Annotated in this window: 19 protein-coding genes and 2 pseudogenes; 14 read left to right on the top strand and 7 right to left on the bottom strand. The window is 71.4% G+C overall.

What is annotated here, in order from left to right; genetic code table 11:
- Together ACWD3D_RS14425 and ACWD3D_RS14420 are read right to left on the bottom strand one after the other, a co-directional pair.
- Positions 1-586 (bottom strand): FAD-dependent oxidoreductase (locus ACWD3D_RS14425; protein ID WP_451461198.1); only part of this gene is annotated, 586 nt, incomplete at its 3' end.
- A 124-nt stretch (positions 587-710) separates the two neighbouring features.
- On the bottom strand, positions 711-1745 hold the full coding sequence (locus ACWD3D_RS14420) for a zinc-binding dehydrogenase (protein ID WP_451461197.1): 1035 nt from the start codon (positions 1743-1745) through the stop codon (positions 711-713).
- Positions 1746-1845: 100 nt separating this feature from the next.
- On the opposite strand from ACWD3D_RS14420, the gene ACWD3D_RS14415 reads away from it, so the two are divergent.
- A complete protein-coding gene (locus ACWD3D_RS14415) occupies positions 1846-2871 on the top strand; it encodes a LysR family transcriptional regulator (RefSeq protein ID WP_451461196.1) in 1026 nt (341 codons plus the stop codon).
- A gap of 282 nt (positions 2872-3153) precedes the next feature.
- Here ACWD3D_RS14415 and ACWD3D_RS14410 read toward each other — a convergent pair whose 3' ends face one another.
- Both ACWD3D_RS14410 and ACWD3D_RS14405 read right to left on the bottom strand, forming a co-directional pair.
- Positions 3154-3633, bottom strand: coding sequence for an N-acetyltransferase family protein (locus tag ACWD3D_RS14410; protein ID WP_451461195.1), 480 nt, complete (start codon positions 3631-3633; stop codon positions 3154-3156).
- A 204-nt stretch (positions 3634-3837) separates the two neighbouring features.
- The gene (locus tag ACWD3D_RS14405) at positions 3838-5193 is read right to left on the bottom strand and encodes an ROK family transcriptional regulator (protein ID WP_451461194.1); all 1356 of its coding nucleotides are present in this window, start codon (positions 5191-5193) and stop codon (positions 3838-3840) included.
- A gap of 142 nt (positions 5194-5335) precedes the next feature.
- On the opposite strand from ACWD3D_RS14405, the gene ACWD3D_RS14400 reads away from it, so the two are divergent.
- The 5 genes from ACWD3D_RS14400 to ACWD3D_RS14380 all read left to right on the top strand — a co-directional run bounded on the left by ACWD3D_RS14400 (position 5336) and on the right by ACWD3D_RS14380 (position 11146).
- The gene (locus tag ACWD3D_RS14400; protein ID WP_451461193.1) at positions 5336-6649 is read left to right on the top strand and encodes an ABC transporter substrate-binding protein; all 1314 of its coding nucleotides are present in this window, start codon (positions 5336-5338) and stop codon (positions 6647-6649) included.
- Between the two features lie 10 nt (positions 6650-6659).
- A complete protein-coding gene (locus tag ACWD3D_RS14395) occupies positions 6660-7670 on the top strand; it encodes a carbohydrate ABC transporter permease (protein ID WP_451461192.1) in 1011 nt (336 codons plus the stop codon).
- Positions 7671-7698: 28 nt separating this feature from the next.
- Positions 7699-8538 (top strand): carbohydrate ABC transporter permease, encoded by an 840-nt coding sequence (locus ACWD3D_RS14390; RefSeq protein WP_451461200.1) that lies wholly within the window; start codon positions 7699-7701, stop codon positions 8536-8538.
- Positions 8539-8558: 20 nt separating this feature from the next.
- Positions 8559-9917, top strand: coding sequence for a GH1 family beta-glucosidase (locus ACWD3D_RS14385; protein ID WP_451461191.1), 1359 nt, complete (start codon positions 8559-8561; stop codon positions 9915-9917).
- Between the two features lie 194 nt (positions 9918-10111).
- Entirely contained in the window at positions 10112-11146 is a 1035-nt protein-coding gene (locus ACWD3D_RS14380) for a hypothetical protein (RefSeq protein WP_451461190.1), read from the top strand.
- Between the two features lie 267 nt (positions 11147-11413).
- Here ACWD3D_RS14380 and ACWD3D_RS14375 read toward each other — a convergent pair whose 3' ends face one another.
- The 3 genes from ACWD3D_RS14375 to ACWD3D_RS14365 form a co-directional block, all read right to left on the bottom strand.
- On the bottom strand, positions 11414-12574 hold the full coding sequence (locus ACWD3D_RS14375) for an alpha-lytic protease prodomain-containing protein (protein ID WP_451461189.1): 1161 nt from the start codon (positions 12572-12574) through the stop codon (positions 11414-11416).
- Between the two features lie 271 nt (positions 12575-12845).
- Positions 12846-13442: a DinB family protein gene (locus tag ACWD3D_RS14370; RefSeq protein ID WP_451461188.1), complete on the bottom strand. Its 597-nt coding sequence runs from the start codon at positions 13440-13442 to the stop codon at positions 12846-12848.
- A 70-nt stretch (positions 13443-13512) separates the two neighbouring features.
- The gene (locus tag ACWD3D_RS14365) at positions 13513-15117 is read right to left on the bottom strand and encodes a carboxylesterase/lipase family protein (protein WP_451461187.1); all 1605 of its coding nucleotides are present in this window, start codon (positions 15115-15117) and stop codon (positions 13513-13515) included.
- 933 nt (positions 15118-16050) lie between these two features.
- Here ACWD3D_RS14365 and ACWD3D_RS14360 point away from each other — a divergent pair.
- From ACWD3D_RS14360 to ACWD3D_RS14325, 8 genes and pseudogenes are all read left to right on the top strand, one after another.
- Positions 16051-16608 (top strand): DUF5709 domain-containing protein, encoded by a 558-nt coding sequence (locus tag ACWD3D_RS14360; RefSeq protein WP_451461186.1) that lies wholly within the window; start codon positions 16051-16053, stop codon positions 16606-16608.
- A 212-nt stretch (positions 16609-16820) separates the two neighbouring features.
- Complete coding sequence (gndA, locus tag ACWD3D_RS14355; protein WP_451461185.1) at positions 16821-18275, top strand: NADP-dependent phosphogluconate dehydrogenase; 1455 nt, start codon at positions 16821-16823, stop codon at positions 18273-18275.
- Positions 18276-18390: 115 nt separating this feature from the next.
- The gene (locus ACWD3D_RS14350) at positions 18391-18534 is read left to right on the top strand and encodes a hypothetical protein (protein ID WP_451461184.1); all 144 of its coding nucleotides are present in this window, start codon (positions 18391-18393) and stop codon (positions 18532-18534) included.
- Positions 18535-18627: 93 nt separating this feature from the next.
- Positions 18628-18832, top strand: a pseudogene (locus ACWD3D_RS14345) (hypothetical protein); the annotation flags it as partial.
- Between the two features lie 101 nt (positions 18833-18933).
- A complete protein-coding gene (locus tag ACWD3D_RS14340; protein ID WP_451461183.1) occupies positions 18934-20025 on the top strand; it encodes a Dyp-type peroxidase in 1092 nt (363 codons plus the stop codon).
- The gene (locus ACWD3D_RS14335) at positions 20025-20822 is read left to right on the top strand and encodes a family 1 encapsulin nanocompartment shell protein (protein WP_451461182.1); all 798 of its coding nucleotides are present in this window, start codon (positions 20025-20027) and stop codon (positions 20820-20822) included. The genes ACWD3D_RS14340 and ACWD3D_RS14335 overlap by 1 nt, the downstream gene beginning before the upstream one ends.
- A 206-nt stretch (positions 20823-21028) precedes the next feature.
- Positions 21029-22384 carry a helix-turn-helix domain-containing protein gene (locus ACWD3D_RS14330; RefSeq protein WP_451461199.1) on the top strand — a complete coding sequence of 452 codons (1356 nt, stop codon included), beginning with the start codon at positions 21029-21031 and terminating at the stop codon, positions 22382-22384.
- 207 nt (positions 22385-22591) lie between these two features.
- Positions 22592-23938, top strand: a pseudogene (locus ACWD3D_RS14325) (diaminopimelate decarboxylase); the annotation flags it as partial.
- Positions 23939-24113 lie beyond the last annotated feature (175 nt).

The following is a 24113-nucleotide window of genomic DNA, read 5'->3' as shown; positions in this document are numbered from 1 at the left end:
GGTGGCTTTCGGCCATGGGCGGGCGGCAGCCGGCCGCGGCCAGCCAGCCGGGCACCGGCGAGCGGCGGCCGGAGGCGTCGACGACGAGGTCGGCCCGGTGCACCTCCTCCCCCACCCGCACTCCGGTGACCCGGCCGGGGCGGCCCGTCTCGACGTTGAGGCCGTCCACCCGGCAGCCCGGCCGCGACTGGACGGTGGGCTCCCGCCGCACGGCCGCGACCAGGGCCGCCTCCAGCACGATGCGGCGGGTACGCAGGGTGACCAGCTCCTCGTCACCGGGACGGTACGGGGGATGCTCGTCGAACCAGTCGAACTCGTGGTACTCGGCGGCCCCGCGCGCCAGCAGGTCCGCGTAGACGTCGGGGGTCTCGGCGCGCAGCACCGTCCGCACGGGCGCGAGGAGCGCGTGGGGCTGGTCCGCCTGCGGGACCCGGGGCCGCTTCCACTGGAAGAAGTCCTGGTCCAGGTCGTCTCCGGCCTGCCGGGCGTCCCGCTCGAACAGCGTGACCGAGTGACCCCGGCGGCCGAGCATGAGGGCCGCCCCCAGTCCGCTGATGCCTGCCCCGATCACCGCGACCCGTGCCATGGAGTGCCCCCTCGTGAGGTGAATACGTCAGCGCCGGGGTCCGCGAGCCGGATCGCCGGGGTCCGTCCGGAGGCTCGGGCCGCGGTTCCGGCGACGACGCGGTGGTTCCCCACATCCGATGGCGTCATTCCTGGGGTCGGTGCGCCTGCGGCTCGGCCTGGTGGCCCCGGACGATGATCTTGCCGGTGTTGTGGCCGCGCAACATGCCCAGGAACGCGTCCACGACATGTTCGAACCCGTCGACCACCGTCTCGTCCGGCACGAGCCGGCCGCTCTGCAGATGCGGAACCGCGAACTCGTACAACTCCTCTTGCAGGTCGAGGTAGTTCCTGACCAGGAAGCCTTCCATGCGGATGCTCTTCTCCACGATGTCCGCGTAGTCGAAGTCCGGCGGGGGCGTCCGGGAGGTGTTGTACTGGCTGAGGGTGCCGATACGGACGATACGGCCGCGCTCGCGCAACGCACCCACCGCCGCCGCCAACTGGTCGCCGCCGACGTTGTCGACGAACACGTCGATACCGCTCGGCGCTGCCTTCTCCAGCAACTCGGCGGCCGGCCCCTCGTGGTAGTCGAAGACGGCGTCGTAGCCGACTTCCCGCACGAGGTGGGCGGCCTTCGCCGCAGACCCTGCGCTCCCCACCAGCCGCCCGGCGCCCATCAGTCGGGCGAACCGACCGGTCGCCGTACCGACGCCTCCCCCTGCGGCCGACACGAACAGGTCGTCGCCCTCCTGGAGCCGGGCGATACGGGTCAGACCCACGTAGGCGGTCAGGCCGGTGCCTCCGAGGACGCTCAGGTACGTGGACAGGGGCACCCCTTCGAAACGGGGCAGCCGCCGGATCTCTTCGGGCGTGACCACGGAGTGCGTACGCCAGCCCAACCGGTGAAACACGATCTCCCCCTCGGTCAGCCGGGGAGTCCGGGAGGCGACGACCCGTCCGATGGCGCGTCCCTCCAGCGGTGCGCCGAGCGTGAAGCCGCCGGGTACGTCGTCCATCATCTCGCGGTGGTACGGGTCGACGGACCAGTAGAGGTTCTCCACCAGCGCGCCACCGAGCGGCGGTTCGGGGAGCGGGGACTCGACGAAGGAGAAGTCCCCGGTGGCGGGGAAGCCGTCAGGACGGGCGGTCTGGTGCACGGTGAGCGCGATCTCGTTCATGACCGGACCGTAGGATGCGGGGGCGCCCGGCCGGCAGCCTGTTGGGCTCATACGTGACACCTTTCCATGAGCCGTTCTCATAGAACGAGGTGAGCCGCCAGTGGCCCGCACGCCCCCACTTGATCTGGCCCCGCACGAACTGCGCGTCATGGTGGCCGTCGCGGAGACCGGAGGCTTCTCGGCCGCGGCCGGGAAATTGGGTCTGACCCAGTCGGCGGTCTCCCACTCGGTCCGCGGCAGCGAGCGCAAGATCGGCGCGGTTCTCTTCGAACGTGGCCGCACCGGAGCCCGTCCCACCCCCGCCGGGAAGACGGCCGTGGCATACGCCCGCCGCATCCTTCGGCTGTTGGACGTCATGACCGCCGAGACGCGCGGCGCGGCGGGGTCCGGCGCGCTGGAGGGGCCGCTGCGGATCGCCGCCTTCCGCAGCGCGGCGCTCCATCTGCTGCCTCCCGTCCTGGAGCGGTTGCGCGCCCAGCATCCTGGGATCGATCCACGGGTGCGTATCGTCCGCGAGGTGGGGCGCGGCGCGGCCGGCCAGGTGGCGGACGGGGGCGCCGACATGGCCGTCACCACCCTGGACGGCTCGGCACCGCTCCCGACGGGTCTGGTCGCGAGCCGACTCTTCGAGGAACCGTACGCCCTGGTTCGCCCGGCGGGCCATGTCGCCCCGGGTTCGCTTCCGTTGGTGGACTGGGCCGAGAACTGCGGCTCGCAGACCCGCGACTGGTGGGCGGCGCAGGACTGGATCCCGGAAGCGACCATCGAGGCCGAGGACGACGGGGCGGTCCTCGCTCTGGTGGCCGGAGGTCACGGCATGGCGATCATGCCCGCGCTGTCCCTGACCGGAGCGCCGGAGTCGGTCGCGGTCTCCGCCCTCGGAACCGGTCGGCCGTCCCGCACGATCGGTTTCGTCGCGACCCCGGAATCCGCCTCGTCCGCCATCGTGCGCGCCGTGGTGAGGGAGTTGAGGGCCGCGACGCCTGCGGGCGTGGACGCTCCGGCATCTCAAGGGCTCGTCCAATCCGTGCGGCGTCCCGTATCGCTGACCGACGGTCGTCCGCCGAGTCCCGCGCCCGGGCGCAAGTCCTCCACCCCGAGGAACGCGGGAACGCTGTGGCCCTGACGCGCCTTCAGGGCTGGCCACACGGGACCCCGTTGCGGTGCCCGTGAGAAACCGCAGGTCAGACGCGGTCCGCGTGCGGGCCCGAGGCACTCGCCGATGTCGGTGCCGGTCACGGCCGGGCGGGGTGCCGGGTCGGTCTTCGTCGGCCTACGGACTTGTCGCGCGCTGTGGCTGAAGGCCGCTGTCATGTCACGCGCACCAATGCCTCCGGAACCGGGCTCACCGTCGGACGGCGTCGGCTCCGGCGATCACTCCGGAAAATGCTCGGCCTTCCGGGAAGGTTCACAGCAGCGCGAGCTTGAACCCCTCGTGGCTGCGCGCGAATCCCAGTGCGGTGTAGAAGCGGTGCGCGTTGTCGCGCTGTTTGCTGCTGGTCAGTTGGACCAGCGCGCAGCCACGCGCGCGTGCCCGGGCGACCGTCTCCTCCATCAGGGTGCGGCCGAGTCCGCCCCCGCGTCGGTCGGCGCGAATGCGTACCGCCTCGATCAGCGCCCGTTCGACTCCGCCCTTGCCGAGGCCGGGGACGTAGGTGGCCTGGAGGCACCCCACCACCGTGCCGCCGTCCTCCACCAGGACCAGGATCTCGTTGCGCGAGTCCGTGTCGATCGCTTCAAAGGCCCGGTCGTACGCCTGCGTCACCACGACCGTCGCGGGGTCCACCACGCTGTCCTCGTCGGCGAGCAGGGCGAGTACGGCGGGCAGGTCGGCACGGGTCGCGGGGCGCAGGGCATGGGCGGGAGCGGCCACGGGTGAGTCAGTCATGCGGCAGACCCTAACCCGCCCCTGGCCGGCGGTCGCCCCCGCCCACGGTCCGTGCCCGTGGTCACGACGGCAGCTTCTTCCCGCCCTCCCGCCCCACGTCCCGATCCGGTGGCCGCAGTGGGGGGCGGGGCACGGGCAGGGGCAGCAGGTCGCGACGAGTCGCGCGGGTTCGCCCCGACCGCGGCTCCCCGACCGCGTCGCGCGTCAGACGCCTTCGGCGACCACCGCCCTGGCGCGTACCGCGTCCGCCGGGTTACGGGCGGGCCCGGCCGGAGCGTCGGGGGCGGGTGACGGGGCGGGGCGGCTGCCGCCGCGGGCGAGGAAGTCGGAGAGCGGCAGGGTGGCCGCGCCGACGGTGACCGCGTCCGGGCCGAGGCGGCCCATCTCGATGGTGACGCGGGCCGCCGCGTGGCGGAGCGAATACGCGTCGGCGTACCGGCGGATCGCGGGGAGCAGATGGGGGCCGATCAGGAGTCCGGCCCACCCACCGAGCAGGATGCGCTGGGGCAGGAAGAGGTTGACGAGGTCCGCGAGCGCGGCACCGAGGCATTCGGCGGTCTCGTCGAGCAGGGCCACCGCGACGGGGTCGGGGTCCGGGCCGCCGGGGGGCGGGTAGGCGGCGGAGAGGAGGGCGGCGAGCGCCGCTTCGTCGTCGGTGTCCACGGGGAGCGGGCCGCCGGCCTCGTACCAGCGTTCGCGCATCGCCTCGCCGCCGGCGTACGCCTCCAGGCAGCCGATGGAGCCGCAACGGCACCGGCGCCCCCTCAACTGGACGGTGGTGTGGCCCCATTCGAGGGCGACGCTGGTGCGGTTCTCGTCCAGGACACCGCCCCGGTTCACACAGGCACCGACGCCGGAGCCGATGAGGGCGATGGCGGCGGCGTCCGCGCCACGGCCGCCGCCGAACCACATCTCGGCCTGCCCGAGCGTCTTGGCGCCGTTGTCGATGAAGAACGGAACCTCGTCGGGGATGTCGACGGCGGCGCGCAGCAGCCGCTCGAAGGGGACCGCGCGCCAGCCGATCGTCTGTCCGTGCACGACGGCCCCGGCACCGTCGGGGCCGTCGCTCCCCGAGGGGTGATGGCGCTCGATGATGCCGGGGACGCCGATGCCGATGCCGAGCAGCCGGTGCGCGTCGGCGCCCGCGTCGGCGAGGACGTCGTCGACGGCGGTCCGCACATGGCCCACGATGCGTTCGACGTCGTACCCGTGCTGTGCCAACGGGCGTTCGGTGCGGGCGAGTTCGGTGAGAGCGAGGTCGAACAGCTCGACGCGCACCCGGGTTTCACCGATGTCGATGCCGATGAGCAGGCCGCCGCCCGGCGCCACCCGCAGGAGGGTGCGCGGCCGGCCGCCGTCCGAGTCGACGATCCCCGCCTCTTCGAGGATGCCCTCGGCTACGAGTTCGGCGACGACGTTGCTGATGGAACCTGAACTCAGCCCGGTCGCCGGTGCGAGCTCCTGGCGGCTCAGCGGGCCGTCGAAATACAACCGTTGCAATACCCTTGCCCGGTTGCCCCGTCGCAGGTCACGCACGGTCCGTCTGTTGCGCTCGGCCATGTTGCTCCCTTCCTTCCGGCAACATACCCCGGTCCAACCCCTTGACGCGACCTTCCTTCAGCTCTTAGATCACGGCATAAATTAAGTCATGGAGGCCGTTCGGTTCCCGAACGCAGCCATCCCCGGAAAGGGGCCATCCCGTATGCGCAACATCAGAGCCGCCGCAGCCGTCACCCTCGCGATCTCCATCGCCGCCGGAGTCACCGGCTGCGGCGGCGGGTCCGACTCGGGCGGCGGCAGCAACTCCTCGCCGAAGACGCTCACCTACTGGGCTTCCAACCAGGGCCCGAGCATCGAGGCGGACAAGAAGATCCTCACCCCCGAACTGAAGAAGTTCGAGGAGCAGACCGGCATCAAGGTGAAGCTGGAGGTCGTGCCCTGGGCGGACCTCCTCAACCGCATCCTCGCCGCCACCACCTCGGGCCAGGGCCCGGACGTGCTGAACATCGGCAACACCTGGTCCGCCTCGCTCCAGGCCTCCGGCGCGCTGCTGCCGTGGGACGCGAAGAACTTCGACGCGATCGGCGGCCGGGACCGGTTCGTCGACTCGGCGGTCGCCTCGGCCGGTGCGGAGGGTCAGGACCCCGCCGCCGTGCCGCTGTACTCGCTGTCGTACGCGCTCTACTACAACAAGAAGATGTTCGCGGACGCCGGCATCGCGCAGCCGCCCGCCACCTGGGACGAGCTGGTCGCGGACGGCAAGAAGCTGTCCAAGGACGGCAAGTGGGGTCTGGGCGCCGAGGGCGGCAACCTCTCCAACAACATCCACCAGGTGTTCGTCCTCGGCAAGCAGCACGGCGCCGACTTCTTCGACTCCTCCGGCAAGGCGACCTTCACCTCGGACGGTGCCGTCGCCGCCGTGAAGCAGTACATCGACTTCATGGCCAAGGACAAGATCATCGCTCCGGGCAACGCGGAGTACGCCCAGAACCAGTCGCTCACCGACTTCGCCAAGGGCCGTACGGGCATGGTGCTGTGGCAGGCCGCCGCCTCCACGTTCGCCGCCCAGGGCATGACGCCGGAGGACTGGGGAGTCGCCCCCGTGCCCGTCCCCTCCGGGACCCCGGGCCAGGACGCGCAGACCAACTCCATGGTCGCCGGCATCAACATGGCGGTGTTCAAGAACTCCAAGAACCTCGACGGCGCCAAGCAGTTCGTGAAGTTCATGACCAGCGACGACGAGCAGAAGCTCCTCAACAAGACCTACGGGTCGATCCCGCCGGTCAAGGCCGCCCAGGCAGACGCCGCGTTCGGCGCCGCGGACCTCTCGGTCCTGCGCGATACCCTGAGCAAGAGCGCGGCGCCGCTCCCCCAGGTGCCGAACGAGTCCCAGTTCGAGACCGCCGTGGGCACCGCCGTCAAGGACCTGTGGGCCGACGCGGCCGCGGGCAAGCCGGTGACCACCGAGACCGTCAAGGCGGCCCTCGAAAAGGCCCAGCAGACCATGGGGCAGTGAGGCACCGATCATGACTTCCACCGTGACCGCCGACCCGCGGGTCGGTAAGTCGGACAGCGGTGGGGGCCGGGGCACCGGGGGTGCGCGCAGGAGACTGCCGCGCATCCCCGACCGGATCCGCAACGGCGGACTGCCCTATCTCCTGCTCCTCCCGGCGATCCTGCTCGAACTGCTCGTCCACCTGATCCCGATGGTCGTCGGGATCGTGATGAGCTTCCGCCAGCTCACCCAGTTCTTCATCAGCAACTGGGGCAACGCGCCCTGGACCGGCCTGGACAACTACTCGGTCGCCGTCGACTTCGACGCCCCCATCGGCAAGGCGCTGCTCCACTCCTTCTTCGTCACCTGCCTCTTCACCTTCTTCGCCGTCGGCCTGTCCTGGCTGTTCGGCGTGGCCGCCGCCATCATGCTCCAGGAGAACTTCCGGGGCCGCGGCGTACTGCGGGCGATCTTCCTCGTCCCGTACGCGCTGCCGGTCTACGCGGCCGTCATCACCTGGGCGTTCATGTTCCAGCGGGACAACGGCCTGGTGAACCACGTCCTGCACGACCAGCTCGGCATCACCGACCAGCCGTCCTTCTGGCTGATCGGCGACAACAGCTTCTACGCGCTGCTGATCGTCTCGGTCTGGAAGGGCTGGCCGTTCGCCCTGCTCATCCTGATGGCCGGACTCCAGAACATCCCGAACGAGCTGTACGAGGCCGCGTCCATCGACGGCGCCGGCATCTGGCAGCAGATCCGCAAGATCACCCTGCCGTCGCTGCGGCCGGTCAACCAGGTCCTCGTGCTGGTCCTGTTCCTGTGGACGTTCAACGACTTCAACACGCCGTTCGTGCTCTTCGGGCGTGCGGCGCCCGAGAACGCGGACCTCATCTCGCTGCACATCTACCAGTCGTCGTTCGTGACCTGGAACTTCGGCACCGGTTCGGCGATGTCCGTCCTGCTCCTGCTCTTCCTGCTGCTGGTGACGGCCGTCTACCTGCTGCTGACCTCTCGCGGAAGGAAGGGTTCGGGTGTCTAGCGCCACCACGCACAAGCGCCGTTCACCGATGGCGGCCCCGGCGTCCTTCGTGTGGACCCGGCGGATCATCCTGACCCTGCTCGCCGGCTTCGTCCTGCTGCCCGTGTACGTCATGGTCAGCAGCTCGCTCAAGCCGCTCCAGGACGTGTCGGGCAAGTTCCAGTGGATACCGTCGGGCCTCACGGTCCGGCCGTACTTCGACATCTGGAAGACCGTCCCGCTCGCCAAGTACTTCGTGAACTCGCTGATCGTGGCGGGCGCGGCCACGGTCGCCTCGGTGATCATCGCCGTGTTCTCGGCGTACGCGGTGAGCCGCTACGCCTTCCGGGGCAAGCGGGTCTTCACCGTCACGGTGCTCTCCACGCAGATGTTCCCCGGCATCCTCTTCCTGCTGCCGCTGTTCCTCATCTACGTGAACATCGGCAACAGCACCGGGATCGCCCTGTACGGCTCGCGCGGCGGCCTGATCCTCACCTACCTGACGTTCTCGCTCCCCTTCTCCATCTGGATGCTGATCGGATACTTCGACTCCATCCCGAAGGATCTGGACGAGGCCGCCAAGGTGGACGGCTGCGGCCCGCTCGGCGCCCTGTTCCGGGTCGTCGTGCCGGCGGCCGTGCCGGGTATCGTCGCCGTCGCCGTGTACGCGTTCATGACGGCGTGGGGCGAGGTGCTCTTCGCCTCGGTGATGACGAACGACACGACCAGGACCCTCGCCGTGGGGCTCCAGGGCTACGCCACCCAGAACGACGTCTACTGGAACCAGGTGATGGCGGCCTCGCTCGTCGTCAGCGTCCCGGTCGTCGCCGGGTTCCTCCTGCTCCAGCGTTACCTCGTCGCCGGCCTCACGGCGGGCGCTGTCAAGTGACCATCTCAGAAAGGCAGTCCGTGAACGACCTCAACGCCCTCCCGGCCGACTTCACCTGGGGCGTGGCCACCGCCGCGTACCAGATCGAGGGAGCCGTCGCGGAGGACGGCCGTTCCCCCTCCATCTGGGACACCTTCTCCCACACTCCCGGGAAGGTGGCGGGGGGCGACACCGGCGACGTGGCCTGCGACCACTACCACCGGGTGCCCGAGGACATCGGCCTGATCAAGGAGGTCGGCGCGGGCGCGTACCGCTTCTCGCTGGCCTGGCCGCGCATCGTCCCCGGCGGTGACGGCCCGGTCAACAAGAAGGGCCTGGACTTCTACGACCGGCTGGTGGACGGACTGCTGGGCAACGGGATCACCCCCTTCGCCACGCTCTACCACTGGGACCTCCCGCAGGCGTTGCAGGACCGGGGTGGCTGGACGGTCCGCGAGACCGCCGAGCACTTCGCGGCGTACACCACCGCCGTCGTCGAGCGTCTCGGCGACCGCGTCAAGGACTGGGCGACCCTCAACGAACCGCTCTGCTCGGCGTGGATCGGCCACCTGGAAGGCACGATGGCGCCGGGTCTGACCGACATCACGGCCGCCGTCCGCGCCTCGTACCACCTCCACCTCGGTCACGGCCTCGCCGTGCAGGCGATCCGGGCCGCCTCACCGGGCGCCCGGGTCGGCATCGTCAACAACCTCAGCCCGATCGAGCCGGCGAGCGACAGCCCCGCCGACATCGCGGCGGCCGTCCGCGCGGACGGGCACACCAACCGCTGGTGGCTCGACCCGATCCACGGCCGCGGCTACCCGCAGGACATGCTCGACGAGTACGGAGTCGAACTCCCCGTACAGCCGGGCGACTTGGAGACCATCGCCGCGCCGCTCGACTGGATCGGCCTGAACTACTACTTCCGCCAGGTCGTCACCGCCGACGAGTCGGGCCCCATCCCGCACGCCCGCCAGGTCCCGGTACCCGGCGCGCCGGTCACGTACATGGACTGGGAGGTCCACGCCGAGGGCCTGGAGCAGCTCCTGCTGCGCCTGACCGAGGAGTACGGCGCGCAGAAGATCTACGTCACCGAGAACGGCTCGTCCTACCAGGACACGGTCGCGGCCGACGGCTCGGTCCACGACCCCGAGCGCACGCGGTACTTGGAGGAGCACCTGGCCGCCTGCGGCCGGGCGGTCGCCAAGGGGGCTCCGCTCGCCGGGTACTTCGCGTGGTCGCTGCTCGACAACTTCGAGTGGGCCTACGGATACGACAAGCGGTTCGGGCTGGTTCACGTCGACTACGACACCCAGCGCCGTACAGTGAAGACCAGCGGACGGCGTTACGCGGAGCTGATCCGCGAACTGTCCTCCGGGCGAGTGGCGGACTCCGCCTGACGCCACTCCTCCGGGAGCGGGCCCCGGTCGCGACGGCTTTCCGTCGCGTCCGGGGCCTTGTGCGGCCCGTGCGGAACCGGGCATCAATTGCGTGCGGGAGTCTCCGGGAAGTGCGGGACCAGGCAGCGGTGCGGGGGCAGTTACCGGGGCGGCTGCGGGAGTCGTTGTCGGAGGGGATTGACAGAATCCTGGCCATGAAAGCCACTCCCGTCACCCCGCCGCGACCGCTCGATGTCGTCGCGGTGTTTCCTCAACTGGCCTCGCTGGCACGCACGGCGACCCGGCTGCACCCCCGGCCCGGGGCGCCCACCTGGTTCGACAGCTCGATCGGCGGACCACTGCTGTGGCCCGCCGACGAGCCGTGGCCCCACTGCGAAGGACCCCACACGGTGGACGGAATGAACGCGGCTCCGTCCCCGGCGGACGTGCGGCTGGAACGACGGATCCGTGCCGCCTCGCACGGAAGGGATCTGACCGCGCGGGAACGCGAGACCCTCGCACGCATCCGGCCCCCTCGCACGCATCCGGTGCGGCCGTCCGTCCAGTCGTACGAGGGATCCGTGGCGATGCTGCCCGTGGCGCAACTCCACGCGCGGGACGTGCCCGATCTGCGCACCCCCGAAGGGATGGACCTGCTGCAGATTCTGTGGTGCCCCTTCGACCATCCGATCATGCCCAGGACCGCGTTGTTCTGGCGGTCGGCAGCCACCGTCACCGACGTCCTGGGCTCACCCCCCGAACCGCCCGCGACGCAGTTCGACGGCTACCTGCCCGAGCCGTGTCTGCTCCGACCGGAACAGATCACCGAATACCCCGACCACCTGGAACTGAGTCCGGAACTGCGGGAGCGGCTCAGGCGGTGGAACGTGCCGCAGGCGGACGAGGAGGGCATGGATCCGCAGACGTACTACGACTGCGTACTGTCCAGCGCACCTGGCTGGAAAGTCGGCGGCTGGCCCGCCTGGGACTCCACCGACCCCACGCCCGTGCCATGCCCGGAATGCGACACCGGGATGGAGATCCTGCTGACCATCGCCACGTTCGAAGAGGGGGACGACGAAGGGCGCAGCTGGTCCCCGTACGAGGACCGCACTGACAAACCGTTGCCCGGGTGGGCTCGCTTCGGCGCCCACGGGCCCACCGCGGTTCAGATCGGCAGCGGTTACAGGCAGCAGCTCTACACCTGTCCGGCGGCGCCGGAGCATCCTCACATCGAGTTGATGACGTAGTCCGTCGCCTTCCCGCGCGTGGGCAGGCTCGGTGCCTCGCCGACCCACGGAGCCGGGCGTGGGTGGAGCTCGGCGTGGCCTCCACGATGAGAGACGGGGTACCGCCGCGCGAGCCCCACCTGCGGCGGTACCCCACACTCCCGGCGGTACCGCCGCGTCACCTCACCGGAGCTCGTGACTCCCGGCATCGCGACCGCCGAAAGTGGACGATCATGGCTGTCACCGGGCCGGCCGGCCGGGTGGAGCGTCCGGCCGGCCCGGACACCGTCAGGCCGTGTGGAGCGTCAGACCGTAGCGGTTGAGGATCTCGTTGATGGGCTGGTACCAGGTCTCGCCGCCCGTCGAGCAGTTGCCCCAGCCGCCGGAGGTGACGCCCTGGGCCTGGTCGCCGCTGATGAACGAGCCGCCGGAGTCGCCCCCTTCGGCGCAGACGTTGGTCTTCGTCATCTGGTAGACCGCGCCCTGGCTGTAGTTGACCGTCTCGTTCTTGGCGAGGACGGTGCCGCAGTGCCAGTGGGTGGTCGAGCCGGAGCGGCAGATGGAGGCGCCGATCGGCGCTTCGGCGGAGCCGCGTACCAGTTGGTCGGAGACGGTTCCCCAGCCCAGGACGACCGGAACCGTCCACCAGCCGTTGGCAACGTTCACCCAGGCGTAGTCGTCGCCGGGGAAGGTCGAGCCCTGGAAGTTACCGATGGCCGATCCGTCCCAGCCGCGGACCGCCGCGCCGGCCTGGGAGCAGTGCCCGGCGGTGACGAACCCGCCGTACACCGAGAAGCCTATGGAGCAGCGGACGTTGCCCGTGTAGTACGGATCACCGCCCACCGTTCCGGCCGACAAGGTCTGTGGTGCGTCGTCTACTTGACGTACCGTCACCGGTCCTGCGTCACGCGCCCGCGCCAGGAACGAACGGACCTCGTCGTCCTCGGCGGAAGCGGCCGCGACGTCCACGACGACGGACCCGGCCTGCGCGTCGACGTGCCAGCTCGTCACGCCGTCGGGTGCGTCGAGCGCGTCGATGCTCGACTTGGCCCGGTCGAGGGCGCGTTGGGTGTGGGCGACGAGCCTCACGTCCGCCCCGGCCGCCCGCACGGCGGCGGCGGCCTTCGCGTCGGTGACCCCTACGGTGAGCTTGCCGGTCCCGGCATCGAACCAGGACCCTCCGTACGAGGCTCCGGCGGCGCTGCGCGCGGCCGGCTCCTGGGCGGTGGCGGTCTTCTCCGCGGCGATCCTGGCCTTGGCCTGCGCGGGTGTCAGGCCGAGGTCCTTGGTCATGGCCGCGAGCAGTCCCGCCGAAGCGGGCTGCGAGGCGGCGGCATTCGTGGGGGGAGCGGTGTCGGCCGCCGATGCCGGGGACGGGCCGATGGCCGCCCATGCGCCGACGACGAGGAGCGCGGAAAGGCCGGCGCGCAGGGTTGTCAGGTGTCTCAAGGGAGTGCCCCTTCTGGTGTTCCGATGTGTGGGGGTGGAACAGGAGGTGCCCGAGAGCGGTCCCGGAGTATCAGGCTGAGAGCGCTCTCAGAGCGTGCACGCGACGACCCTAACGCAACAGAATGGTCAGGTCCATGCCAAATTCAGGATAGGACGACCCGTCAGTTGGCCCACGTACGTACGAAGTTGCTGAACGACGGCGGCGTACTCGCACCCCCTGCCTCCCGCGAATACACGGGAGGCAGGACACGTGCGCGTGACCGCTGCCGGCTCAGCCCTCGTCGGAGCGGAACGCCCGCGCGGCCCGCTCCAGCCGGTCCACGTATGCCGTCCACCAAGTGGAGTCGGCCTCGGGGAGGTTGCCCCCCTGGGACCTGTAGCCGACCTCGCCGTCCACGAGTTCACGGACGATGTCCGCATGGCCGGCGTGCCGGTGCGTCTCGGCGGTCACGTGGACGAGGATCTTGTGGAGCGTCACCTCACGCTTCTCCTCGGACCACCACGGCACGGCACCGAGCGCGTCGAGCGGCAGCGCGGCGATGGTGACGTCCGAGTGCTGCCACGCACGGCGGTAGCGGGCGACGACCTCCTCGCGGCTCTCGTCCTCGGACGCCCACATGTCGGCGTTGTCCTCGGCGTCGTCGTCGATCCACGGGAAAGGCTCCTCGCTGGGCCTGCCGAAGGTCTCGCCGAAATACCCCCACTCGATCCCCGAGAGGTGCTTGACCAGGCCCAGCAGATTGGTGCCGGTCCGCGTCAGAGGGCGGCGCGCGTCGTATTCCGAGAGCCCGTCCAGTTTCCGCAGAAGGGTGTCGCGTGCGGCCTGGAGGGACAGCTGAAGATCGTCTTTCGGGTCTGATCGACTCATCCCGCGAGTCTCCCACCCTGCACCGACAACGCACCGGGCGACGTGCTCGGGAGTCCCACCGACGAGCCGGTCAGGGGGTCAGCAGCGGCAGCCCCGCCTCGTGCCAGAGCGCACGCAACGCCGTCCCGGACGCCTCCCGTTCGGGAGCGGGCCCCCGGCCACCCTCGGCCTCCTCACGGGTACGCCAGTGATGCACGCCCTGGGGCGCGCCTCGGTGCACGCCGCCCTCGGCGGACGCCCCGAGCCGTGCCCACCCGGGGTCCCCGCACGCGGCGAAGGCCGCCCACGACCGCATCATGCGCTCCGCGAGTTCGTGGTCGGCGTCGCCCGGCGGCCCGCCGATGAGGAAGTGGACGCTCTCGTCGTCGAGCGCACCGAAGACGAACGGGACATCGGCGCAGTGCCACGCCCGCACGGGGCGGGCCGGAGAACCGCCGGACCTGCGGTCGAAGTGCGCCAGGAAGGCCGTACCGCCCGCCCGCGCGTGGGCCTCGGCGAGCCGGTCGCTGTACTCGGCGAAGAACAGATCTCCCTGGATCGCCGAATACGTCTCACGGACGGAGGCACCCGCCGCCCGGTCCCGGTACCCCCGGACCAGTGCGGCAGGGAGCCCGAAGTCGCGCGCGAAGGTACCGAGCAGGGCTTCCGTGCCGATGTCGGCGCTGCTGCCGACCGCTTCGAAGAGGGCGTACTCCTCGGTGGTGCGGCAGACGAGGATCTCGACGCCCTCCGCCGCGAGGCGGCCCGCGTACGCGGCGGTCAGCGGATCGGCGTGCAGCAGGATGCCGTCGACGACCGGTCCGAAGATCGCCGGGTCGTGGTGACGGCGGCCGGCCGCGGGGTTTTGGCGACACTCCTCCACCACCGCGTCGGACGCGGCCACGAGCAGCTGCGGGGGTGCGGCGAGCAGCGCCTCGCGGGTGGCGGCGACACCGGCAGCCGCCGCGACTTCCTCCGTGGTGCGGGCGGCCGATTCGGCCGTGGCACAGGAGTTGACGGCGGAGTGCAGCACGGCCCGCCGGAACAGCCCGCGCGCCCGGTCCATGGCCATGAGGCAGGCGACCGAGGTGGCACCCGCCGACTGGCCGGCCACGGTGACCCGGTCCGCGTCACCTCCGAAGGCGGCGCTGTTGTCGCGCACCCACTCCAGGGCGGCGATCTGGTCAAGCAGTCCGCGGTTGTCGGGGCAGTCGTCCACGTCCGCGCCCCCTCCCCCGTCCTTCGGCGTCGGGGTGGTGCCGGGCACGTGGCCGAACCCTTCGAAGCCCAGGCGGTAGTTGCAGCTCACGACCACCATGCCGAGCCCCGCGAGGGCCGCGCCGTCGAAGTCGGGCTGGGCCGAGGAGCCGAAGGCGAAGGCGCCTCCGTGGATCCACACCAGGACGGGGAGCGAGTCGCCGGGCCCTCCCGGCGACCATACGTTGACCGTCAGGATGTCCTCGTCCCCGGGCTTCCAGCCCGGCGCGCCGGGGAGTTCGGCCGACTGCGGGGCCACCGGGCCGAACCCGAGACACGGGCGGACGCCGTCCCAGGCCCGGACCGGCCGGGGCTCCCGGAACCGGTGGGGCCCGAACGGCGGTGCCGCGTACGGGATTCCGAGCACGGCCGTGACGAGCGGGGCCCGTTCGGCCGGCCGCCCTCGTACCGCCCCTGAAGTCGTCACGAACACCGCCACCGCCGCTTCCCCCTGTCGTAGCCCGGCCACCACCGGGCCGGGCCCCCATCCTGCCGACGTAAGCGGGACGGGCGCCAACACCGGAACCGGGGCCATTGACACGGCTGCGATGTGAATGTGCGCGAAGGGAGTCCGTGGCAGTCAGGGGTTCATCGGGGCTCTCGGCCACTTGGTGGCCGACCCCGGGAGCGGGACCGTGCCCTGGTGAAGCGAACGGGCTGATCACCAGCTCGGACTCACTGCCCACGATGGCTTGCCGGATGTCACCCGGGCCGAACACCCAGGAGTGGCCCCCCTCCACGGTCCCGGCACGATCTCGTTCCAGGGCTCCTACGGCTCGGGGTTGCCGCGGCTCTTGTTGCGTGCTTTCACCAAAGCCCCCGTCGCCCATCGCTCGCCTTGCGTGTGCCGGGAGAGCACGGACAAGCACTGAACCTACCGGCACCCCGTGACCTGCCGGGCGATCGCCAACCAGCCCGCCTCTGACCCCACTCACCCGTGGGAGTGAGCGCAGAGGGATGCACGCGCACGGGAGAGGCGCAACTCCGACGGCCGGACACGCACCGTACGGCTCCGACGGCCGGACACGCACCGTACGGCGCAGGAGGCACCGCCGTAGCGAGCACCTCCGCAAAGTGGCACGGCCGGCCGACCGGGACGGCCACCGGACTTCCTCCCCGCCCCGACGGTGACGGCCCCCGCGGGCCGGAGGGCGTACGAAAAGGGGCGGGGACCGGCGCACCTCAGCCTCCGCGGCACTTCCCTGGGGGCGGGTGCGGGACGACGCTTCGGCCGCCGCGATCAGGGCATACGCGCTTCCGGGGCGCCGTCGCGACGGCGCCCGCGGAGATCTTCCCTTTGCGGCGGGCGCGCGACCGGAGTGCAATTGCGGCAGGGGACGGTACGGCTCCGCCATCGGCGAGAGGACACGCAATGAGCGACACCGACCGGGGGGACGACGTCTACCAGCCCCAGCCGGAAGAGGCATCCGACCCCGACGAACAGCTGGACATCGAGGACACCCTCGTGGACTCCGACCTCGGTGACGCGCTGGACGAGGGGTACTCGCCGCCCGAGCGGCCATGGGCCGTGGACGACGTGGGGACCACCGCGTCCGAGCAGCACGAAGGGGAGTCCCTCGACAGCAGACTCTCCCGCGAGCGTCCGGAAGTGGCCGTGAGCGACAGCGACGGGACCGGGGACCTGTCCGGCGGAGAGGGTGAGCCGTGGGACGACGAGGTGGGTACGGACCGTGCCGGAAGGCTCACGCAGCAGGCGGACGGGACCGTCCCGGCCACGCTCACCGCGAGTGACGTCGGTGTCGACGGGGCCGCTGCCGCCGCCGAGGAGGCGGCCATGCACGTCGTACCCGACGGGGAGCCCTGGCTCCCCGAATGGGAGCCCGCCACGCCGCCCGATTCCGGCCCCGATGCCGTGGACGTCGACTCCGGCGCCGCGCCCGAAGACGGCCCGACGGCCGGCACCCGCTGAACCGCGGGTGACCGGCCGACGCCCGCCGGGGACCGTGTCCGAGGTCCGCACGACCGCCGGCCCGCCCCCTCGACAGACGGCGCGGCACCACCGTGCGGCACCACGGCGCGGCACCACGGCGCGGCACCACCGTGCGGCACCGAACGCGACTCCACAGCGCGACTCCGACGTCCGAGACGACCACTCACTCCCGAGAGAGCCAGGAGCACTCCATGACCGGCACCACCCCGACCGGAACCGCTCAGATCGGCGTGACGGGGCTCGCGGTGATGGGCCGCAACCTCGCCCGCAACTTCGCGCGCAACGGGTATTCGGTCGCGCTGCACAACCGGACAAACGCCAAGACCTACGCGCTGGTCGAGGAGTTCGGGAGCGAGGGAAATTTCGTCGCCACCGAGTCCGCCGAGGAATTCGTCTCCGCACTCGAACGCCCACGCAGGCTGGTCATCATGGTGAAGGCGGGTGACCCGACCGACGCCGTGATCGCGGAGTTCACCCCGCTCCTCGAGCCCGGCGACATGATCGTCGACGGCGGCAACGCGCACTTCGCCGACACCCGCCGCCGCGAGAAGGAGCTGCGCGAGCACGGCATCCACTTCGTGGGCACCGGCGTATCCGGCGGCGAAGAGGGCGCCCTCAACGGGCCCAGCATCATGCCGGGCGGCTCACCCGAGTCCTACGACAGCCTCGGCCCGATGCTCGAGAAGATCTCCGCGAAAGCCGACGACGGGGCCCCGTGCGTCACCCACCTCGGCCCGGACGGCGCGGGCCACTATGTCAAAATGGTGCATAACGGCATCGAGTACGCGGACATGCAGCTCATCGCCGAGGCGTACCACCTGCTCCGCGCGGTGGCCGGATACTCTCCCGCGCGGATCGCGGACACCTTCCGCACCTGGAACACCGGGCGCCTGGACTCCTATCTCATCGAGATCACCGCTGAGGTGCTCTCACACGTCGATGCGGCGACCGGCAAGCCCTTCGTGGATGTCGTGCTCGACCAGGCGGAGCAGAAGGGCACCGGCCGCTGGACCGTGCAGATCGCCCTCGACCTGGGCGTTCCCGTCTCGGGTATCGCCGAGGCCGTCTTCGCACGCTCCGTATCCGGCCACGCCGGTCTCCGGGACGCCTCACGTAACCTCGCGGGTCCGACCGCCCGCAAGCTGGGTGAGGACGAGGCAGCCGCCTTCGCCGACCAGGTCGAGCAGGCCCTGTACGCCTCGAAGATCGTCGCCTACACACAGGGCTTCCACGAGATCTCGGCCGGCAGCGAGCAGTACGACTGGGACATCGACCTCGGCAAGGTCGCCTCGATCTGGCGCGGCGGATGCATCATCCGGGCGGCGTTTCTCGATCGGATCACCAGCGCCTACGAGGCACAGCCCCGGATGCCGAGCCTCCTCTCCGACAAGAGCTTCGCCGAGGAGATCGCCCACGCCCAGGACGACTGGCGCCACGTGATCGCCACCGCCGTCACCCAGGGCGTCCCCACCCCCGCCTTCGCCGCGACCCTCGCCTACTACGACTCCCTGCGCGCCGAACGCCTGCCCGCCGCCCTCACCCAGGGCCAGCGCGACTACTTCGGCGCACACACCTACCGGCGGGTCGACCGAGACGGCACCTTCCACACCCTCTGGGGCGGCGACAGGACCGAAGCCGAAAGCTGAGAAAGCCCCCGGGCAGTCCCCCGGAACCGCCCACCCCACCCACGCCGCTCTGCGGTGTGGGTTCCCGACCGCCAAGTCCGAAGGGGCCACCGGCGCCTACGCCGCCGCATGAGCCTTGGCCAGCCACGCGGCCGAGATGCTGCGCGCCGCCCGCTACGACGTCGACCTCGCCCCCTCCTTCGACAACACCCGTACGAGCGAACCGACTTTGGCCAACCCGCTCGGGCCTACGTTGCCGGAGCGGAGATCCTGTGGATGACTGACCGGATCCGGGCGGCCGAGACCGGTACCGACCTCCGGCAGCCAGTCGATCACCTGCTTCATCCGGGGCACGGCGCGTTGGAGCGCGTGGGTCGTGGGCTACTCCGCCGCCCGGATCGCGGAGGTGTTCCGGAGCTGGAACACCGGCCGGCTGGACTCGTACCTGATCGAGACTGGACTCGTACCTGATCGGGATCAGGGCGGAGGTACTGGCCCATGCGGACGCGGCCACCGGGAAGCCGTTCGTCGACGTCGTGCGGGTCCGGGCCGAGCAGAAGCCGGGGTCTTCGTGGTCCCGCCCGGACGGGCCGTCCCCGGGTGCGTCCCGAACCCGCCCGTGGGTGAGTGGTGAGTGGCAGGAGTCCTGTCCCCGCGGCTACCGAATGGAGTGCGCCCGATGCCCGACGCCGTTCCGGACCCCGTCAACGTGCAGCCCGTGGTGGCTCCGCTCACCGAGGCGGCGCTGATCCTCGTCGCCACGGTCGAGCCGGGTGGCGAGGAGACCGTACGGTCCGTGCTGCCGGAGGTCGCGTCCCTCGCGCGGTCCCTCGGTTTCCGCTTCCCGGACGCCGGGCTCTCCTGCGTGCTGGGCTTCGGCTCCGACGCCTGGGACCGGCTCTTCGGCGGCGGGCGGCCGGCGCTGCTGCATCCGTTCCGGGAACTGCGCGGACCGCGCCACACCGCCCCGGCCACCCCCGGCGACCTGCTGCTGCACATCAGGGCCGAGCGGGCGGACGTCTGCCACGAGTGGGCCGCGCAACTGCTCGACCGTCTCGGCGGGGCGGTGCGGATCGTGGACGAGACGCACGGGTTCCGCTATCTCGACCACCGTGACCTGCTGGGATTCGTGGACGGTACGGAGAACCCGGTGGGCGACGCCGCCCGGGCGGCCGCGCTGGTGGGCGACGAGGACCCCGCGTTCGCGGGCGGCTCTTACGTCGTCGTGCAGAAGTACCTCCACGACATGGCCGCGTGGAAGGCGCTGAGCACCGAGGAGCAGGAGCGGGTCATCGGCCGCACCAAGGCGGACGACGTCGAGCTCCCCGAGGGCGTCCAGCCGGCCGACTCGCACGTCGCCCTCAACACCGTCACCGACCCGGACGGCACCGAGCGGGACATCCTCCGCGCCAACATGCCGTTCGGCAACTTCGGCCGGGGCGAGTTCGGTACGTACTTCATCGGGTACGCGGCCGATCCCGACGTCACGGAGCGGATGCTCCGCAACATGTTCCTCGGCGACCCGCCCGGCACCCACGACCGCATCCTGGACTTCTCCACGGCGGTCACCGGCACGCTCTTCTACGCCCCCGACGCCGACTTCCTCGACGCACCGCCCCCGCCTCCCGCCGAGCGCGGTGCCAGGCCGCTGCCCAGGACCGCCGCGCCGCCCGTTCTCTGCCCGCCCGCGCTCCCGGCCGACTCCGGTCTCCCCGCCCTCCCGGGCGACGGTTCGCTGCGCATCGGCAGCCTGCAAGAAAGCGTCCAGTGATGAACAATCTGCACCGAGAACTCGCCCCCGTCACCGAAGCCGCCTGGCAGCAGATCGAGGAGGAGGCGCGGCGGACCTTCACCCGCCACGTCGCGGGCCGAAGGGTCGTCGACGTCACGGACCCGGAGGGCCCCACCCTGGCGGCGGTCGGCGACGGCCATCTGCGGCCCATCGACCCGCCCACCCCGGACGTGCTGGCGCGGGCGCGTACGTCGATGCCGGTGATCGAGTGGCGGGTGCCGTTCACCGTGACCCGGCAGGCCGTGGACGACGTGGAGCGCGGGTCCGACGACAGTGACTGGCAGCCCGTCAAGGACGCCGCGCGCACCTGCGCGTTCGCCGAGGACATGGCGATCATCGACGGGTACCCGGCAGCCGGGATCACCGGTCTGCGGGACGGCTCCTCGCACGATCCTCTCCCGCTGCCCGCCGATGCGCGCGACTATCCCGCGGCGGTCAGCCAGGCACTGACCCGGCTGCGGCTCGCCGGAGTCGACGGCCCGTACCGGCTGCTGCTCGGCGCCGACGCCTTCACCGAGGCGACCGAGACCTCCGACCACGGCTACCCGGTGGCCACCCACATCGGCCGTCAGCTGGACGACCCGATCCTGTGGGCACCCGCGATCAGGGGTGGGGTACTGCTCTCCACCCGGGGCGGGGACTTCGAACTGCGGCTGGCCCAGGACCTGTCCATCGGCTATCAGAGTCACGACGCCACCGCCGTGCACCTGTACTTCCAGCAGGCATTCACCTTCCGCCTGCTGACCTCGGAGGCCGTGGTTCCGCTCATTGCCTGATCCGTCCCGCCCGACCGCCGCCGTGCGGTGACACAACAGGTCTTCAGCGGGCAATTGCCCCGAGTACCCACCCCTCGCCCACGCCCTGGGACGATCTGGTCGATACTCATCTCCCGTGCCGGTCATGGTCGGGATGTTGACGAGGCGAAATGAGGGGCCACGTGGCGGAGAAGAGCCCGACCGGGCGTCGGACGGAACGCGGACCGGTGGACGACCCCGCCACGATCGGCCGGCGCGTCCACCGGCTGCGCACGGAGCGCGGTCTCACCCAGCGCGAGCTCGCCGAACCCTCGTACACCCCCGCCTACATATCCACCCTGGAAGCAGGGCGCGTCCGGCCGTCCGAAGCGGCCGTCCGTCACCTCGCCGAACGGCTCGGCGTGAGTTACGAGGAAGTGGCCACCGGGCGCCCGGCCCACCTCGCGACCGAACTGCGGCTGCGTCTGGTCGAGGCCCAGCGCACCCTGGCGACCAGCGCGGCGGAGGACGCGGTGGCCGACTTCGCCGAACTGCTGGCCGAGGCCGACCGGCTCGGGCTCGACCAGGAGATCGCGTCGGCAACGCTGGGGCTCGGCGAATGCGCCCTGGAGACCGGTGATCTCCGCACCGCCGGGCAGCACTTCGAGGCGGCCGAGCGCCTGCTCGCGGACGCCCCGCTGTCCCAGCGGGCGCGGGCTGTCCGGGGCCGCGCCGTCGCACACCTGCTGGCGGGCGAACTCCGCTACGCCTGCTATCTGTTGGAGAGCGCCATCGACGAGCTCAACGCGTCCGGTCTGCCCGACCCGGGCGCGCTGCTCCTCCTGTACACGGCGTCGATCGCGCCCTACATGGACATGGGCGCCCACGCGCGGGCGGCGCAGGCCGGCGAGCTGGCGCTCGCGCTCGCACCCCGGGTCGACGATCCGGAACTGGTGGCGGGCATGCACCGCAGCGTGGCCCGGTCCCTCATCTCCACAGGCCGCACCGCCGAGGCCGACGCCTCGCTGGCCCGGGCGGCGGAGATCTACCAGCAGCTCCAGATCCGGACGGAGATGGCGCACTGCCACTGGATGCGCGGCTACGTGCGGGCCCAGGAGGGCGACCTCGCCGGTGCCGAGAGCGAATTGCTGGCCGCCCGGGACATGCTGGCCTCGAAGCGCGCCGCCCTCTACACGGCCCAAGTCGAGGTGGAGCTCGCCGACGTACTGCGCCGCCGGGGCAAGTCGCGCCAGGCGGAGGACCTGCTGCACAGGCTGCTGGGCGAACTCCAGCCGGACCGGGGCGCGGTGCACGCGGCGGGGGCGCACCGGCTCCTCGGGCTGATCCACGAGGAGGACGGGGAGACCGACACCGCGGAAGAGCATTACGTCAAGGCGCTGGCCCTGCTGGAACGCGCCGGGGCGGCCGGGGACCTGGCGGACGTCTGCCGACTGCTCGGCGACCTGCTGCGCCGGACGGGGCGTACCGAGGCGGCCCTGGACGCGTACCGGACCGGCCTCGGCCACCGGGCGGCCCCCGGCTCGACCACGCTGGGACCCGCGCCGGTGAGCCCGCGCCCGATCCTGGGGGGTAGCGGGCGGTAGCGGGCGACAGGAACCACCCCTGGACGGGTGCGCTGCCGGACGCGGACGCTCGGGACGGCGCCTCGCGGGGACGGGCGTCGCGGACGCGGACTCGCGGGGACGGGCGTCGCCGCCGTGGGGAGGTGTACCTGCCGGGCGGCATGAGGCTCGTCTCCGGTCCGCCACGTCGGCGGTGACGCGGGCCGCCCGATCGGCCATCCTCGCCGTATGACTCAGACGACTTCCGCCGCCGGCGCCGGTGTTCCGTCCACCCCGAAGTTCGCCCACGCCGTGCGGCACGCGATCGCCGACGGCCTGCTCGGAGAGTCTCAGCCCGTCGTCGGATTCATCGACACCCAGGGCGTGCGGGACTCGGTCGAGGGCCTGCGGGAGGCGTTCGCCGGTGCCCCGCGGGTCCTGCACACCTTCGCGGCGAAAGCGTCCCCGCTCGTCCCGGTGCTGCGCCTGCTGGCCTCGTACGGCATGGGGTGCGAGGTGGCGAGCCCCGGGGAACTGCGGCTGGCCGTGGACGCCGGCTTCGCGCCCTCGACGATCGTGCTGGACTCCCCCGCCAAGACCCGCGAGGAGATCCGGCTCGCGCTGGCGCTCGGGATCGCGGTCAACGCCGACAGCCTCGACGAGCTGCGCCGCATCGACGCACTGCGCTGGTCCACCTCGCCCTCAGTCATCGGGCTACGGGTGAACCCGCAGGTCGGAGGTGGTGCGATCGACGCCATGAGCACGGCCACCGCCACATCGAAGTTCGGCGTCGCGCTGCGGGACCCCGGGGCCCGCGCGGCTGTGGTGCGCGCCTTCGCCGAACGCCCCTGGCTGACCCGGTTGCACGCGCACGTGGGCTCCCAGGGCTGTCCGCTGGACCTGCTCGCGGCCGGCGTCGCACAGACGTACCGGCTGGCCGAGGAGATCAACGCACAACTCGGCGAGCGCCGGGTCACCAGCCTGGACATCGGCGGCGGGCTGCCGGTGAACTTCTCGGACGACGAGGTACGGCCCACCCACGGCGACTACGTGACCGCGCTGCGCACAGCCGTACCGGGCCTGTTCGACGGGCGGTACGCGCTGGTGACGGAGTTCGGCCGGTCGTTGCTCGCGAAGAACGGGTTCATCGGGGCGCTGGTGGAGTACACCAAGGACGCGGGCGGGCGGCGCATCGCCCTGACCCACGCGGGCGCGCAGACGGCGACCCGTACGGTCCTGATGCCCGGGGCCTGGCCACTGCGGGTGGGGGCCTTCGGGCCGGACGGCCTGCCCAAGGACGGGCCTGCGCTCGAACAGGACGTCGCGGGCCCCTGCTGCTTCGCCGGGGACGTGGTCGCGTACGGCCAGAAACTCCCCGAACTGCGCGAGGGCGACTTCGTGGTGCTCTACGACACGGGGGCTTACTACTTCTCGGCCCCGTGGGCGTACAACAGCCTGCCCAGGCCGGCGGTGTACGGCTTCCGGACGACGGCGGGCGGCGGGGTGCGTTTCGCGCCGGTGCGCGACGCCCAGACGCTGGAATCGATCGCGGCGGAGAGCGGGCTCGGACACGCCGACGCGCTGGTCGCACTCGGTGGAGTGAACAGCGGCCTCTTTGCGGACGACCTGCGCGGTGCGCACGCCGGGCACCGCACGGACGACCTGCACCGCACGGACGACCTGCGCGGCACGGACGACCTGCGCGGTGCGCACGGCGCTTCCTCGGCCGCCTTCTTCTCCGCCGCGGCCTTCGCCGTGGCCTCGTCCTGCT

The organism is Streptomyces sp. NPDC002690 (assembly GCF_053592415.1).
Note: the sequence above shows the minus strand (reverse complement) of the source record. Positions and strands in the feature narration are given on the sequence as shown.